The following is a 14,019-nucleotide window of genomic DNA, read 5'->3' on the forward strand; positions in this document are numbered from 1 at the left end:
GGGCCGGCGGGAAACTGCTTGCGGAGCTATTTGAAGATGTCTGCCCGGACTCCCATCACAATCCGGTCGCCCTTATCCGCGGTCTTCAGGTACCTGGTCACGTTGGACAGATCCAGCGCGATGCAACCGTAAGTGGGAACCGCATTCGCGTGCAGGAAGATGGCGAAACCCGCGCCCTGCTTGATCTTCTGTCCGGGCCCGCGGTTGTAGTCGATCACCGCGCCCTGGCGGTAGTCGCCGGTGGGGGCGCGCATGATCTGCCACATCTGCTCGTCCGGCCAGCGGTTAAAGGAGGACTCGAAGTACTTGTTGTACCCGCTGCCTGGTGTGCCCGACCACTGCGACCGGGGATTCAGCTTCCGGTAGTTGAGCCCGGTGCCCGGGTTCCCTTCGCCGAAGGCATCGGTGACGGTGAAGCTGCCCTGCGGCGACCAGCGGTACATCGTGTGCCCCGATGCGACGCCGGGTTTCTTGAAGCCTTTGAGCCCCACCGTAGCCCTGGACGTTTTCCATTCCTGCTTGTAGACGGATCCGATCCGCACGCAGTTGATGAAGCTGGCCTTGTACGTGCCGTATTTCTCCGAGATGGTGAACGAGACCCGGTTGGCCCAGCCGTGGTAGTAGCGGGTCTTGTGCGCGCCGATGGCCCAGCACTCGTTCTTCGGCAGGTAGCTGGCGCCGGCCTTCGCGGCGATCAGCGAGCCGCCCTGGAAGACCTGCGTGGTTTTGCCGCTGCGCGTCACCGCGTCCTGCAGTGGGTAGCCAAGCGTCCCGTTCTGGCTGCTGCGGGCCTTCCAGCTGTGGTTGATCTGGGCGGTCAGCGTCCGGGCTCCCGTGGCCGGCGAGTAGGCGATCTGCCCCTTCTGGAACACCTGCACGCAGCCTTTGGACTTGAGCCCGCACTTCATGTCCCCGGTGGGGTAGCCGAGGATCCCGCGCTCGTATTTGGCCGCCGTGAATTTCTTACCGACGGCGTGGGTCAGTTCCACGGTCCGGGCACCGGTCTTGGCGGTCCAGTAAATGGCAATGCGCCGCTTGCTTGAGAGCGAGGGCTTGTAGGTGCGCACGCAACCGTCGCCGGGCAGGCGGCAGTTGTAGTCGTTGACCGCCGTGTACTTCAGCTGCTTGGCCCGGGCATCCAGGGCCTTCCGGCCGGCAGTCACGTGCGGCGGCGTGTGGACGATATTGCCCTTCTGGAAGCTCTGCGTTGCCACCAGGGTCTTCGAATTCACGCTCATATCCGACGTCGGGTAGCCGTATTTGCCCTTCTCGTAGCCGGACGCCCTGTAGGCTTTTCCGACGGCGTGGGTCAGCTCCACGGTCCGCGCACCTGTGGCCTGGGTCCAGTAGATCGCGATCCGCTTGCTGCTGCCGGCAGGCTTGTACGTGCGCACGCAACCGTAGCCGCGCAGCTCGCAGGCGTAGCCGTTGACCGTGGTGAGCCTCAGTTGCGACGCCCGGTCCGCCAGCGCCTTCCGGCCCGCGGCGTAGTGGGCGGACGTGTCTACGATCTTGCCGTGCTCGAAGGACTGCACCGAAACCTTGGTGTTCGGCACGCCGGACATGTCCGACGTCGGGTAGCCGTACTTGCCCTCTTCCCACCCGGCTTTGCGGTAGGCCTTGCCGACGTAGTGCAGCAGGTCCACGCTGTGCGCCCCTGTTTGCGGGCTCCAGTAAATGGCAATTCGCTCCGTGGAACGTTCGGCCGACGTGTAGGTCTGCACGCAGCCCTCGCCGACCAGGGTGCAATTTAGATCGTTGTGCGGCACGAGTTTCAGCTCATCGGCCTTCGCGGCGATAGCCTCCTCCGCCCTCGCTTCGGCCTCGGCTGCCTCCTCGGCTGGCGGTTGGGGTTCGATTGCTTCCTCCGTAGAGTCCATCTGGTCTGTTTCGCCGGGATCGGGAGTCGACTGCCCATCCGGCAACTGTGTTTCTTCCGGCGTGGAAGTTTCCGCTGGCGTAGACGGCTCGACCGGGACCGCGGTTTCCGTTGGCACCGCAGTTTCGGCAGGCGCAGTGGATCCCGCGGGCGCTTCGGTCCCGCCCGTCGGCGTCTCCGTTGGCGTTTCAGTCCCGCCCGTCGTCCGTGCATCCGTCGTTCCAGGAGCGGGATCAGCCGAGCCATCGGATGGCATCCCGGAAGAAGCTCCATCCGGTTCCGATACTGACGACGACGCCGTCGACGGCGCAGCAGCGTCCGTTGCCCTCACTTCACGGGCCGGCGGCTGCGTCGCGGACGCAACGGACACTTCCGGCAGGTCCGCGGCCTGCGCCGGCAAGCCGGAAGCCAGCAGCGCCAATGATGCAAGTGCTGCTATGGCAACTCGTCCCGTCAGACGTGGCCGGAAATGACTGAAACCCTTAATGATGTACCCCCAAGATTCGTTCCGGATGGGGGTCCACGATGTCGCCGCCGCTCCCCCAACGACATTATGCGGCCAAAGCTGCTGAAACGTTAGACCTCAGCGCCACTTTCTATCCCCAACCCCAAAATAATCCTTCTCATCTCGTTAATGAAAATGATTCTCATTTAATGCTAACTTCAATGCATGCATTCACTGACAGCACCTTGCCGCAGGCACACCTTGCTCGCCGCACCTCTTGCCCTCGCGCTCCTGACCTCCTGTGGAGCAGCCGCCGCGGGACCGGATCCGGCTGGCTCTTCTGCTGCCGCCCCCATCCCGAAGTCCGATGTCGTCGAACTGGGTGAGGCCGCACCCCGGTTGACCCTGACGTACGACGGCGGCGTCATGGTTCTCGACGGCGCAAGCCTTGAACTGCTGGAAACCGTGGAGCTGGACGGCTTCAACCGGCTCAACCCAGCCGGCGACGGCCGACACGTCGTCATCTCGACCGGCAGTGCCTTCAAAGTCCTTGACACCGGAAGTTGGAGCGAGGCCCACGGCGACCATGCACATCATTACGCCACAACGCCCTCGCTGACGGACGTCCAGTTCGTCGCGGACGAACCGGGCCATGTGGTCAGGCATGCCGGACGGACGGTCCTGTTCAGCGACGGCTCGGGCGTCATCGAATCCTTCGACTCTGCCCAGCTTGCCGACGGACAGCCGGAAACCGACACCTACACCGCTGCCGAAGCTCACCACGGTGTCGCCGTCGAGCTGAAAAACGGCAACATGTTGCTGACAATAGGCAACAGCACTTCCCGCTCGGGGCTTGCGCTGCTGGATCAGGACCGCCGCGAGATTACCCGCAACGAGCAATGCCCCGGCGTGCACGGCGAGGCAACGGCGGCAGACGAGGTGGTCACCGTTGGGTGTGAGGACGGCGCCTTGGTATACCGGGACGGCAAGATCATCAAGGTGGACAGTCCGGACGACTACGGCCGGATGGGGAACCAGAGGGGCTCGGAGGAGTCGGCCGTTGTACTTGCGGATTACAAAACGGACCCGGACGCTGAACTGGAACGGCCCGAGCGGATCGCCCTGATCGATACGAGCGACAACACCGTGGACCTGGTCGAACTGGGCACGAGCTACTCCTTCAGATCGCTTGGTCGAGGTCCGCATGGTGAAGCTTTGGTGCTGGGCACGGATGGATCACTCCACGTCGTGGATCCCGCGAGCGGAGCCGTCACCGCCCGCATTCCTGTGATCGGCGAATGGGAGGAGCCCGTGGAATGGCAGCAGCCGAGGCCCACTTTGGCAGTCCAGGGCCATACCGCGTATGTGACTGATCCGGGCACCTCGTCCATCCACGCAGTCGATCTGGAATCCGGCGACGTGATTGAGAGCGCAAATCTACCGCATGTTCCGAATGAGTTGACCGGCGCCGGCGACTGATGCCGTTCCTTGCCTGCCAAGTATCAGGGTGAATACCTTCACTTCGGTAGCTTCGGATGTCACGGCTTTTAGGCGGCGGGGCGGTAGAGGAAGTCGATCCGGCCGAGCGCCCGCTCGAAGATCGACACCGGCTCCAGTGCCTCGTCCGGTTGCTCCGCCGCCGGTGGTGTGCCGGGCAGTCCCGGTGCGGTTGATAGGTAGGCGTGTCCGGTCGGCGTGGTGGTTTCCACCGTGTGGCGTGGCCCGGGAATCGTTTGGGCGTGCCAGCCGCCTGATTCCTTCGCCAGGTTACACGCTTCACATAGACCCTGCCCGTTGATCTCGCTGGTCTCCCCGGCGTCGCGCCAGGGCACGACGTGGTCGTGGTGGCGGATCGGCGCGTCGCACCAGGGTGTGCGGCAGAGCTGGTCCCGGGCCTGGATCATCCGCTGCATCCCGGCGGGCATCAGCCGGGCCCGCGAATCCATCCCGAGCAACTGCCCGGTACCCGGCGCCGTGTAGAGCCGGCGCACCCACACTTCCACCCCTTCCGAACCGCCTGCACCGCCGGGGTCTGTTCGCTTCGAACCGGGAGGTCCGGTCGCCGGTACCGGTTCGACGGTGTTGGGCGGGCCGGAACCGGTAGCACCGTCCCCGTTGCCGGCGTCCGCTGCGCCGGCAACGGTCTTGTCTTCCCCGGCGCCCCTTGCCGGATTGCCGGCCGCCGGGCGATCCGTACTGCCGTTCCCGGCGTCAACGTTGCCGGCCGCTCCCGAAACGACGGTGTCGGCGGCGTCCGGTCCCGCGATGCCACCGTCGGCATCGTCGGTGCGGAGCAGGTCGCGGGCCCACTGGGCGGGGACGATGCCATACCCGGCCAGGTGGGCCGGCTCGGAATCGCCCTGGAACAGGGTGCGGTCGGTCATAACCAGCTGCACTTCAATTTTCGCCGGGTTCTCCGCGGGCTGGCCGGTGACACGCTCGACGAGGATGTCGGCCATCAACTGCCCCCGGCCACGTTCATCGCCCTGCGCCTTCAGCCGGTCGGCCTCCTTGGCCAGGGCCGCGTGGACGGCCACGCCCTGCACCACCGGCAGCAGGCAGCTCACCTGGGCCATGGTGTCCGGCGCGGGACGGCAGGAGACGTGGCGTTCGGTTTCGGCTTTCGCGGCCCGGCGGACCACCGACAGTGGGTCCAGCCGCAGTGCGGCCTGCTTCGCCATGGCCCCGATCTGTTTGTCGCCGCACCCTTGCAGCGTCTTCGGATCAGCACACAATTCTTGGTCGACGCGGGCCCGGTCTTCCACGCTCAGGCACGCGGTTTTGCGGACCAGGATGGTCGCCCGCCACTCGTTCAGCCGGCCCTCCGCCAACGCCGTATACGTGTGCGGCATCTCCCGAATCAACGTGGTCGCCATGCCCAGGTGCTTACCTCCCCGGTTCGGCGAATCCTTCCTGGCCAGGCCGACTTCCTTGGCCAGGCCGCGGCCCCGCTTCTCCGCCGCGACCCCCGCCGCGGCACGGGTCTCCTTACGGGAAGCCACGAACGCCTCGGTCTCGCGGGCCTGCGCCGCGGCGCAGGCGGCCTTGAGCTCCTCCAGCGCGGTGATCCGGTCGATCCGCACACCCTCCGAGACGTCCTGGTCCATGTCCGCCAGTGCCAGGATCGCGGTACGGACCAGCCCGGCACCCGGATCACCGGGAACCGGCTTCACCGGATCCATCTCTGCCGGAACGATTGACTCGAACATACATTCGACTCTATCGTTGTGTAATGCTGCCCACAAGAGAGGGCAAGGCGGCGGTGGATAACTTCCGCCGCTCTGTAGGCACAGGAGACACGACCGCGCCATCGGGGAGCAGGGGGTCAGGGCCTACGCAGCATCAGGATCCCGTTGGTAAACATCCGGAACGCCGTCGTGATCGGCGTCGATCTTTTCCTCTGCTTCGATCCTGCGGTAGTGCCGGTTGCGTGCACGCAGGACAACCGTCGCCAACAGCGCCGCAAGCAGCGAAGCGACGAGGATGGCGACCTTGGCATGGTCGTTCGCCGCAGATCCGAGCCCGAAACTAAGTTCGGCCACCAGCAGCGAGACGGTAAACCCAATGCCGGCCAGCAGGCTAATGCCAAGCAGGTCGACCCACCTCAGCGACGGATCAAGCTCGGCGCGCGTGAACTTACTCATCAACCACGTAGTCGCCACGATGCCGATCGGCTTACCGAGGACCAGGCCGACGATGATGCCGATGGCCACTGTGTCGGTGAGCGAGGCGGTCAGGCCATCGAATCCACCGATCTCAACTCCGGCCGAGAAGAACGCGAAAACGGGAACTGCGAAGCCGGCAGAGACGGGGCGGAAACGGTGTTCGAAAATCTCCGAGAGCCCGGGCCCCGCTGTCGGGCCGCCGCTGGCCTTGCCACGCAGCACCGGGATGGCAAAACCGAGCAGGACACCTGCAACCGTCGCGTGGATGCCTGACGCATGAAGCAGCGCCCAGGCCACGATCCCGATCGGCAGCAGGATCAGCCACGCGGCCGCTGGCTTGAGGCCGAAGAACCGCCGGTATTTCTGCGCCAGAAGGGTGTAAATTGCAAGCGGGATAAGTGTCAGCAGCAGCGGGGCAACCTGGATCTCACTGGTGTAGAAGAACGCAATGATGGCGATGGCAATCAGATCATCGACTACCGCCAGTGTCAGCAGGAATATCCGTAAGGCCGTAGGCAGATGGGAACCAATAACGGCAAGAACTGCGACGGCGAAGGCGATGTCCGTGGCTGTCGGAATGGCCCATCCGCGGATGGTATCCGTGCTGCCCCAGTTCACAGCTGCATAGATTACCGCCGGCACAACGACGCCGCCGACGGCCGCCGCCACCGGCACTGCCGCCTTCCGGGCGTCGCGCAGATCCCCGGCAACAAACTCACGCTTTAGTTCCAGGCCTACCAGGAAGAAGAAAACCGCGAGCAGACCATCGGCCGCCCAAGCACCGAGACTTAGATTCAGGTGCCACGGCTCGTAGCCGATCTTGAAGTCCCGCAAGGCGAAGTAGCTCTCGGACGCCGGCGAGTTGGCCCAAATCAGGGCGATCAGCGCCGTCGCGACGAGCAATGCACCGCCGACGGTCTCTTTCCGGAGGATTTCGCCGATCCGCAGGGCTTCGGCGTAACTGCCTCTGCCGAGAACGCGGGGCTTTCGGGGACGATCGGGGGAATTTTGGGCCACCAGGGGCTCCTTACGGGAAGGGTCGACGAAATCTCATGCCGACCAGACTTCCCGGCTCACCAGAATTCACCCTATCGCCTCAAACTGTCGTAGCGGAACAGCACTGTCTGTCAGCGGCCATGAAAAACCGCCCCTGGGCATATGTCGCTTGGGATAAGTCGCACCCCCTGAAGAGGCAAATCGCAAGGCACCCATTGCCGCTGCTTAGCCGAGCGCTCCCAGCAGTTCAGCACAGGCCTGCTCGCATCGCCGGCAGGCCTCGGCACAGACGCGGCAGTGCTCGTGCATCTGCGCATGGCTTTCGCATTCGTCTGCACAGGCTTTGCAGGTGACCCGGCAGGCCTCCAGCACAGCGCGGGTAACGTTCGCGTCATACCCGGTGTGGCGGGACAGAATCTTGCCGGTCGTGGCACAGATATCCGCACAGTCGAGATTGGTCCGGATGCACTTCGTCAACTCAGCCACCATATCTTCGCTGAGGCACGCATCCCCGCAGGCCGTACAGGTCTGCGCACATTCAAAACATGCCGCGATACAGTCCGTCAGTTTCTGCTTGTCGATCCCGCCCAGATCCTTCGGGTAGGTCTCAAGCATGGACTTGATGTGGCTCATTGTTCTGCTCCTTCTGCAATTAGCCAGGGAACGGACCGGCAGTCCGGCCACCTCACAAACCACAGTAGCCTTACTATTCGGACGCGGAAACCTTACTGCGCGCCCACGCAGGGCAACTTCTGGCGAGCGGGGGCAGCTGCTACCTGCCCAGGACCCGGTCACAAATAGCCCTTGACTTATACCCCTAGGGGGTATAAGTTCGTGATTACCGGAAACAGCGTCGGATCCTCACGGTCCCTACGCCCCCAACGGTCCACACAGGGCTCAAGCGCATGCCTTCCCGATGGAAGGTTCTGGCGAAGGCCAATCCCGATACCTCACTGAGGAGATCATTATGTGTGGCACATCCAGCCATAACCTGCCGCTTATTCAGGTTTCATCAGGCTGCGCCTGCTGTTCCCCGCAGGGAAACCGCGCAGTAGAACCGGCGGTTGCGGTAGACACAGCCGACATCCGCCACCGGTCGACGCAGTTCAAAGTCACCGGCATGACCTGCGGACATTGCGTTGCCGGCGTCTCCGAGAAGCTGGGCAAGCTCGAGGGCATCGCCGACGTGGCAGTGGACCTTGTGCCGGACGGCGTTTCCACCGTCACCGTTTACGGCACCGAAAACATCAGCCCTGACGCTGTGCGCGCTGCCGTCTCTGAAGCAGGGTACGAATTCGCCGGCACGGTTTGATCGGCCGGATCTGGAGGGGAGCAAGACCATGAACAACGAAGACCACGGACGGCACACATCCGTAGACCATTCCGCCAGTGCGACAGTTTCCGAAGCTGAGCACATGGACCACAACACGCACGGCCAGGCGATGCCGGACGGCCATGCTGCCCACTCCGCCGTCGACGAGGAACATGCCGTCCACCAACACGGCCAGCATGCCGGACACAGCACGGCCATGTTCAAGAACAAGTTCTGGCTGAGCCTCGCGCTGTCCGTCCCGGTGGTCTATTTCAGCCCCATGTTTGCCCACTTGCTCGGCTACCACATCCCGGAATTCCCGGGCTCCCTCTGGATCCCCCCGGTCCTGGGATCGCTGATCTTCTTCTACGGTGGTTTGCCGTTCCTCAAGGGCGGTTGGACGGAACTGCGCAGCCGGCAGCCGGGCATGATGCTGCTCATCGCGATGGCCATCACCGTCGCCTTCGTCGCATCCTGGATCACCACACTGGGCATCGGCAACTTCAATCTGGACTTCTGGTGGGAGCTGGCCCTGCTCGTAGTCATCATGCTGCTGGGCCACTGGATCGAAATGCGCGCCCTCGGCTCGGCACGGGGCGCCCTGGACGCACTCGCCGAGTTGCTGCCCGATGAAGCCGAACGCATCACCGAACACGGCACGGAAACTGTCAGCCTCAGCGAGCTCTCCGTCAACGACGTCGTCCTGGTCCGCTCCGGCGCGCGCCTGCCCGCCGACGGCGAAATCATCGAGGGCCGGGCCGAACTCGACGAATCAATGATCACGGGTGAGTCCAAGACCGTACCGCGTGGCCCCGGCGATAGCGTGGTGGCCGGAACGGTGGCAACCGACAGTGCAGTGCGGATCAGAGTGGGCGCGGTCGGCACCGACACCGCGCTGGCCGGCATCCAACGTCTGGTTGCCGAAGCACAAGCGTCCTCCTCCAAAGCGCAGGCGCTGGCGGATAAGGCGGCGGCGTTCCTGTTCTACTTCGCCCTCGGCGCCGGCATCATCACCTTCATCGCCTGGGTACTCCTAGGCAGCCCCGACGAGGCCGTCATCCGTACCGTCACCGTCCTGGTCATCGCCTGCCCGCACGCCCTCGGCCTGGCCATCCCGTTGGTCATCGCGATCTCCACGGAACAGGCGGCCCGTGCCGGAGTCCTGATCAAGAACCGCATCGCGCTTGAGCGCATGCGCACTATCGACGTCGTACTCTTCGACAAGACCGGAACCCTGACCAAGGGACAGCCCGGCCTGACCGGCATTGCGGCAACCGAGGGAATGAACGACGACGACGTTCTGGCGCTGGCCGCGGCCGTGGAAGCGGACAGCGAACATCCCTCCGCCCGGGCAATCGTCTCCGCAGCCCGGGAACGCGGTCTCCGCGTACCGAACGCCAGCGCCTTCGCCTCGCTGACCGGCCGCGGGGTCAAGGCCGACGTCGGTGCCTCCGCCGTCATGGTCGGTGGACCGAACCTGATCGCGGCCGAAGGCCTGCAGGTCCCACCGGAATTGCGGAACCAGACCCGTCCCTGGGTCGAACGCGGCGCTTCCGTGCTTCATGTAATCCGCGGCGGAGAGGTCATCGGGGCCGTCAGCCTGGAGGACGAGGTCCGCGAGGAATCCCGCCAGGCGATCCCTGCCCTGCAGAAGCGGGGCATCAGGGTCGCCATGATCACCGGGGACGCGCAGCAGGTCGCCGATGCCGTGGCAGCTGAACTGAACATCGACGAAGTCTTCGCCCAGGTCCTGCCGCAGGACAAGGACAAGAAAGTCGCCGAACTGCAGTCCCGCGGCCTGAAGGTGGCCATGGTCGGCGATGGTGTGAACGACTCCCCTGCCCTCGCCCGGGCCGAGGTCGGCATCGCCATTGGAGCGGGAACGGACGTGGCGATGGAATCGGCCGGCGTGGTCCTGGCCGGCAACGATCCGCGGGCAGTATTGTCCATGGTGGATCTGTCCCGCGCCAGCTACCGCAAGATGGTCCAGAACCTCATCTGGGCCACCGGCTACAACGTCATCGCAGTCCCGCTGGCCGCGGGTGTACTGGCCTTTGCCGGCGTCGCAATCTCCCCCGCAGTAGCAGCAATACTGATGTCGGTGTCCACCATCGTGGTGGCCCTGAACGCCCAACTGCTGCGCCGCATCAAGCTCGATCCTGCCGCTGTGCAATAGCCGGTCGGCGGTGCGTGTGGGCCTGGGCGGATTCGCCCGGGGCCGCACCCTTCGATACCGTTGATGGCGGCCAGCAGATGTGGCCTGAGGGAAAGGCAGGGAACGATGAGCTACGGCGCGGCACCCCGCCTCAGCCTGCACCTACGCCCCACCGTGGCATTGCTCCTGGGAGTGGCCGCGATCATCTTCGGCATCATCGGGATGCACATCCTGAATGTCTCGCACCAGGCTTCCGTACCGGCGGCACCCGGTCACTCCACATCGGTTTCGGCAGATACTGCCCATGCCGCGCATCATGTGCCCGCAGCGGACACGGCCATCCCTTCGGCTGACACGGCCAATGGCATACTTCCTGCCGGCGGGTGCAACGGACCTTGCGCCGGTGGCCATCATCTGATGGCCGCTGTTTGCGTGCTGATGACGATCGTGGCCGGTTTCGTCCTGCTCTTCGTCCCCAAATGGCTCCGGCTCAGAAGCGGGGACGGCCTCCGTGCGCCACCCAATGCAGTCGGCCCGGGCGTGCCTGCGCTTCGTCCTCCTTCACTCGTTCAACTCTCGATCAGCCGCACCTAGAGTTCCTGAGCCTTGCCGTCTACCGGGAAGGCTGCCGCCGCCTGACCCTGCATCCTCTGCCGGCCAGGGCGCACTCATATTCAGCAGTCTGAGATTACTTTCGAAGGAACCCATCATGAAACGCTTTACCGCTCTTTCGGCGACCGCCGTTGCCGCTGCCCTTTTCCTGGCCGGCTGCGGCTCGGACACTGGTTCGAATACCACCAATGAATCCACGGGCATGGACCACAGCACCATGTCCCGCTCCCCCGCCCCTGCCTCTTCTGACGCTCGCGGCAGCCACAACAGCGCCGACGCGATGTTCGCGCAGATGATGATCCCCCACCACGAACAAGCCGTGCAGATGAGCGACATCATGCTCGCCAAAGACAGTCTCGATCCGCAGATCACCCAATTGGCAGAAGACATCAAGGCTGCGCAAGGCCCGGAAATCGAGAAAATGACGGGCTGGCTACAGAGCTGGGACGAACCGATGGAGATGTCCGGCGACCATGCCATGGAAGGCATGCTGAGCCCCGACGACCTCGCCGCGCTTGAGGCGGCCCCCGGCGATGAGGCAGCCCGGATGTTCCTGACCCAGATGATCGAGCACCACGAGGGCGCCATCGCCATGGCCGAAGAGGAAGCCGCCAACGGGCAAGACCCGGACGCCGTCGCCCTGGCGGAAACCATTGTGGCGGACCAGAAAGCGGAAATTGAGAAGATGAACAACCTTCTCGCGGCGCTGTAGCTGGCCTATACCCGCGGCGGCGGTTGCAGTCATGGCCGCCGCCGCTCGGCAGCGCACCCCAAAATGCCGCGACGCCGGGAGCACTCAGAGCATCAGCATGACGATGATCCCGGCAACGAAGGCCGCGACGCCGACAGCGGTGAGGATCTTGCCCAACAGCAGCAGTATGGTCCCGCGCTCCGGCGGCGGCGTGGTCCGATAGGTCATCGGCCGGTGGGCGTCGTAATAGATCAGCACGTCGGATCCGGGCACCACGCTGCGCTCCTGTTCGACGGGCAGCCTGGCCTGCAGAAAGCCATGCTGCGTGTCGAACCAGCGGAAACCGGTTCCCTCGCCGTCCATGAAGACCACGCCGTCCGCGCTGCGCCACTTCACGCCCGAGTGCCGGACAATCCAACCGGCCAGCAGGAGCAGCAGCCCGGGCACCAGCCCCACCCAGGTCAAAATTTCGGTGATCAGACCGATGGATTCCAAAGCGCTGGGCATACTTCCGATGTTATTCCAAAGTACGACGGCGGGGGGGCCGGCTCCGTCACAAATCTCCCCTTGGCAGCGGGCTACTCAGAGTGCCGGTCCCTGGTCCATCCGGTCCAGCTGCCCCGCGACGAAGCTCAGATGTTTCCAACCGCGCGCGGCGGCCGTAGCGGTCTGGCGGTCCACAGCCGCCCGCTTGTTCTGCAGCACGGCCAGCAGGGTGGCATCAACCACGTCCCGCCGCAGTTCCTTGACCCAGCCTGCCCGGACGGGAGGATGGACCGGCAGCCGCAACCACTCCGTCACCACGCCACCGAGGTACATCGCCGCCAGGATCGAGGCCACACCGATGAGCACCAGGACCAGCAGCGGAACGTTGACGCTGACTGCCAACACGGCCGGGCCGATCAGCAGCACAATCAGGAACAGCCGCAGGAACAACGCTTTGGCCAGCATGCCGGCGGTCTGCCGGCGGGCGGCCGCCGGGGCCAGGCGTCGGCTATAGATGGTGCGGGCCTTGTGCAGCCACTGCTTCGTGCTGCCCAGCTTTTCGTTGACGATCTTCTCGGCCACGGCGAGTTCCAGCGGGTTCTCGTTCCGAAGCGACACCAGCAACGCATCATCCTCGTCCGCCCAGGACTGGGTCAGCCGGTGCTCCGCGCCCGCCGCCAAATGGTGCAGCCCAAGTTGCGAGGCCTCACGGGCGATCGTTTCCGGGCTGCCGCCCCGCGGGAGCGTGTCCTGCTGCAATGCCTGGTCATGATGTTCAGTGCGGATGCCATAACGCGGCGATCCGTCCTTGAGCTGGTACACAGCCGTACCTCGATCCGGTAAGTTTTGGGGCAGGTCCTGAGGGCGCGGCGCCGACCGGCGGGCCCCTACTGCTGTGGATGGATTACCTAGGATACTCTCCAAAACTGGGTGGTTGAAGGTTGATCGATCAAACCCTCTACCACTATGACCCGCCGCGGCAGGGCAGGCTTGCCGCTAGACTCGGTCACATCCGCGCAGGAACGGCCAGGAGGAGACCATGCAGCAGGCCAACCGCAAGCTCGGCGTACTGTTCGACGTGGACGGCACCCTGGTTGATTCGAACTATCTGCACACCATCTCGTGGTGGCACGCCTTCCGCCAGTTGGGCCGGAACGTTCCCATGGCCACCATCCACCGCGCGGTGGGCATGGGCGCGGATAAGCTGATCGCGCACCTGCTGGGCGAGGACCGGGACAAGGACCAGGACAGCCAGGCCGAAGCCGCCCACGGCGCTGTTTTCTCCACCTATTGGCCGGCGCTGCAGGCGTTCGATGGCGCCAAGGACCTGCTGCAGCGCTGCTCCGGTTCCGGCCTCACCGTGGTGCTGGCGTCCTCGTCGAAACGGCGCGAACTGGACGTCCTCACCGCCGCCATCCACGCCGACGACGCGGTGGCCGGCACCACGAGTTCCTCGGACGCGGAGGAGAGCAAGCCGGCGCCGGACATCTTGGCCGCTGCACTGAAAGCGGGCGGACTGCAGGCGGCGGACGCGCTCTTCGTCGGCGACGCGGTCTGGGATGTCCTCGCCGCCAGCGAACTGGGCATCCCCACCATCGGCCTGACCTGCGGTGGCACCGGCGAGGCCGAACTGCGGGACGCCGGCGCCGTCGAAATCCACACGGATCCGGCGGCACTGCTGGCGAACTTCGAGACCAGCGCCCTGGGCCGACTGGCCGCGGACGCTGCGGATGCAGACCAAAACCGGTAAAACCAGACCACAACCCTAAAACAACGAC

13 protein-coding genes are annotated in these 14,019 nt (G+C 64.7%); 7 read left to right on the forward strand and 6 right to left on the reverse strand.

The window, feature by feature from the left end:
- Nucleotides 1-26: 26 nt before the first annotated feature.
- A complete protein-coding gene (locus tag HGO92_RS01840) occupies nt 27-1,880 on the reverse strand; it encodes a L,D-transpeptidase family protein (protein ID WP_169991325.1) in 1,854 nt (617 codons plus the stop codon).
- 61 nt (nt 1,881-1,941) lie between these two features.
- Between HGO92_RS01840 and HGO92_RS01845 the strand changes: the two genes are divergently transcribed.
- Entirely contained in the window at nt 1,942-2,352 is a 411-nt protein-coding gene (locus tag HGO92_RS01845) for a hypothetical protein (RefSeq protein ID WP_169991327.1), read from the forward strand.
- Nucleotides 2,353-2,549: 197 nt separating this feature from the next.
- Nucleotides 2,550-3,803 carry a zinc metallochaperone AztD gene (gene aztD, locus HGO92_RS01850; RefSeq protein ID WP_169991329.1) on the forward strand — a complete coding sequence of 418 codons (1,254 nt, stop codon included), beginning with the start codon at nt 2,550-2,552 and terminating at the stop codon, nt 3,801-3,803.
- A gap of 68 nt (nt 3,804-3,871) precedes the next feature.
- Here the strand turns inward: aztD and HGO92_RS23615 are convergent, their stop codons facing one another.
- The 3 genes from HGO92_RS23615 to HGO92_RS01865 all read right to left on the reverse strand — a co-directional run bounded on the left by HGO92_RS23615 (nt 3,872) and on the right by HGO92_RS01865 (nt 7,618).
- Complete coding sequence (locus tag HGO92_RS23615) at nt 3,872-5,533, reverse strand: DUF222 domain-containing protein (RefSeq protein ID WP_240974333.1); 1,662 nt, start codon at nt 5,531-5,533, stop codon at nt 3,872-3,874.
- Nucleotides 5,534-5,656: 123 nt separating this feature from the next.
- On the reverse strand, nt 5,657-7,006 hold the full coding sequence (nhaA, locus tag HGO92_RS01860) for a Na+/H+ antiporter NhaA (protein WP_169991331.1): 1,350 nt from the start codon (nt 7,004-7,006) through the stop codon (nt 5,657-5,659).
- A 204-nt stretch (nt 7,007-7,210) separates the two neighbouring features.
- Nucleotides 7,211-7,618 carry a four-helix bundle copper-binding protein gene (locus tag HGO92_RS01865; protein WP_169991333.1) on the reverse strand — a complete coding sequence of 136 codons (408 nt, stop codon included), beginning with the start codon at nt 7,616-7,618 and terminating at the stop codon, nt 7,211-7,213.
- Nucleotides 7,619-8,069: 451 nt separating this feature from the next.
- Here HGO92_RS01865 and HGO92_RS24180 point away from each other — a divergent pair, with 451 nt between their 5' ends.
- From HGO92_RS24180 to HGO92_RS01885, 4 genes are all read left to right on the forward strand, one after another.
- Entirely contained in the window at nt 8,070-8,297 is a 228-nt protein-coding gene (locus HGO92_RS24180) for a heavy-metal-associated domain-containing protein (RefSeq protein WP_346768845.1), read from the forward strand.
- A 28-nt stretch (nt 8,298-8,325) separates the two neighbouring features.
- Nucleotides 8,326-10,473, forward strand: coding sequence for a heavy metal translocating P-type ATPase (locus tag HGO92_RS01875; protein WP_169991336.1), 2,148 nt, complete (start codon nt 8,326-8,328; stop codon nt 10,471-10,473).
- Between the two features lie 105 nt (nt 10,474-10,578).
- A complete protein-coding gene (locus tag HGO92_RS01880; protein WP_169991337.1) occupies nt 10,579-11,046 on the forward strand; it encodes a DUF6153 family protein in 468 nt (155 codons plus the stop codon).
- A gap of 115 nt (nt 11,047-11,161) precedes the next feature.
- Nucleotides 11,162-11,776 carry a DUF305 domain-containing protein gene (locus HGO92_RS01885; RefSeq protein WP_169991339.1) on the forward strand — a complete coding sequence of 205 codons (615 nt, stop codon included), beginning with the start codon at nt 11,162-11,164 and terminating at the stop codon, nt 11,774-11,776.
- An 84-nt stretch (nt 11,777-11,860) separates the two neighbouring features.
- On the opposite strand, the gene HGO92_RS01890 is transcribed toward HGO92_RS01885, so the two are convergent.
- A complete protein-coding gene (locus tag HGO92_RS01890) occupies nt 11,861-12,262 on the reverse strand; it encodes a hypothetical protein (protein ID WP_169991340.1) in 402 nt (133 codons plus the stop codon).
- Between the two features lie 75 nt (nt 12,263-12,337).
- On the reverse strand, nt 12,338-13,063 hold the full coding sequence (locus HGO92_RS01895; RefSeq protein WP_169991342.1) for a hypothetical protein: 726 nt from the start codon (nt 13,061-13,063) through the stop codon (nt 12,338-12,340).
- A 217-nt stretch (nt 13,064-13,280) separates the two neighbouring features.
- Between HGO92_RS01895 and HGO92_RS01900 the strand changes: the two genes are divergently transcribed.
- Nucleotides 13,281-13,991, forward strand: coding sequence for an HAD family hydrolase (locus HGO92_RS01900; RefSeq protein ID WP_169991343.1), 711 nt, complete (start codon nt 13,281-13,283; stop codon nt 13,989-13,991).
- Nucleotides 13,992-14,019: the final 28 nt, after the last annotated feature.

It is taken from the genome of Crystallibacter degradans, assembly GCF_012952295.1.
GTDB classification, from domain to species: Bacteria; Actinomycetota; Actinomycetes; order Actinomycetales; family Micrococcaceae; genus Crystallibacter; species Crystallibacter degradans.

Excerpts from the sequence above, each read along its gene's own strand:
- HGO92_RS01840 (WP_169991325.1), bottom strand. The coding sequence starts at position 1,880 with ATGGACTCTACGGAGGAAGCAATCGAACCCCAACCGCCAGCCGAGGAG.
- aztD (WP_169991329.1), top strand. The coding sequence starts at position 2,550 with ATGCATTCACTGACAGCACCTTGCCGCAGGCACACCTTGCTCGCCGCA.
- HGO92_RS23615 (WP_240974333.1), bottom strand. The coding sequence starts at position 5,533 with ATGTTCGAGTCAATCGTTCCGGCAGAGATGGATCCGGTGAAGCCGGTT.
- HGO92_RS01865 (WP_169991333.1), bottom strand. The coding sequence starts at position 7,618 with ATGAGCCACATCAAGTCCATGCTTGAGACCTACCCGAAGGATCTGGGC.
- HGO92_RS01875 (WP_169991336.1), top strand. The coding sequence starts at position 8,326 with ATGAACAACGAAGACCACGGACGGCACACATCCGTAGACCATTCCGCC.
- HGO92_RS01880 (WP_169991337.1), top strand. The coding sequence starts at position 10,579 with ATGAGCTACGGCGCGGCACCCCGCCTCAGCCTGCACCTACGCCCCACC.
- HGO92_RS01885 (WP_169991339.1), top strand. The coding sequence starts at position 11,162 with ATGAAACGCTTTACCGCTCTTTCGGCGACCGCCGTTGCCGCTGCCCTT.
- HGO92_RS01890 (WP_169991340.1), bottom strand. The coding sequence starts at position 12,262 with ATGCCCAGCGCTTTGGAATCCATCGGTCTGATCACCGAAATTTTGACC.
- HGO92_RS01900 (WP_169991343.1), top strand. The coding sequence starts at position 13,281 with ATGCAGCAGGCCAACCGCAAGCTCGGCGTACTGTTCGACGTGGACGGC.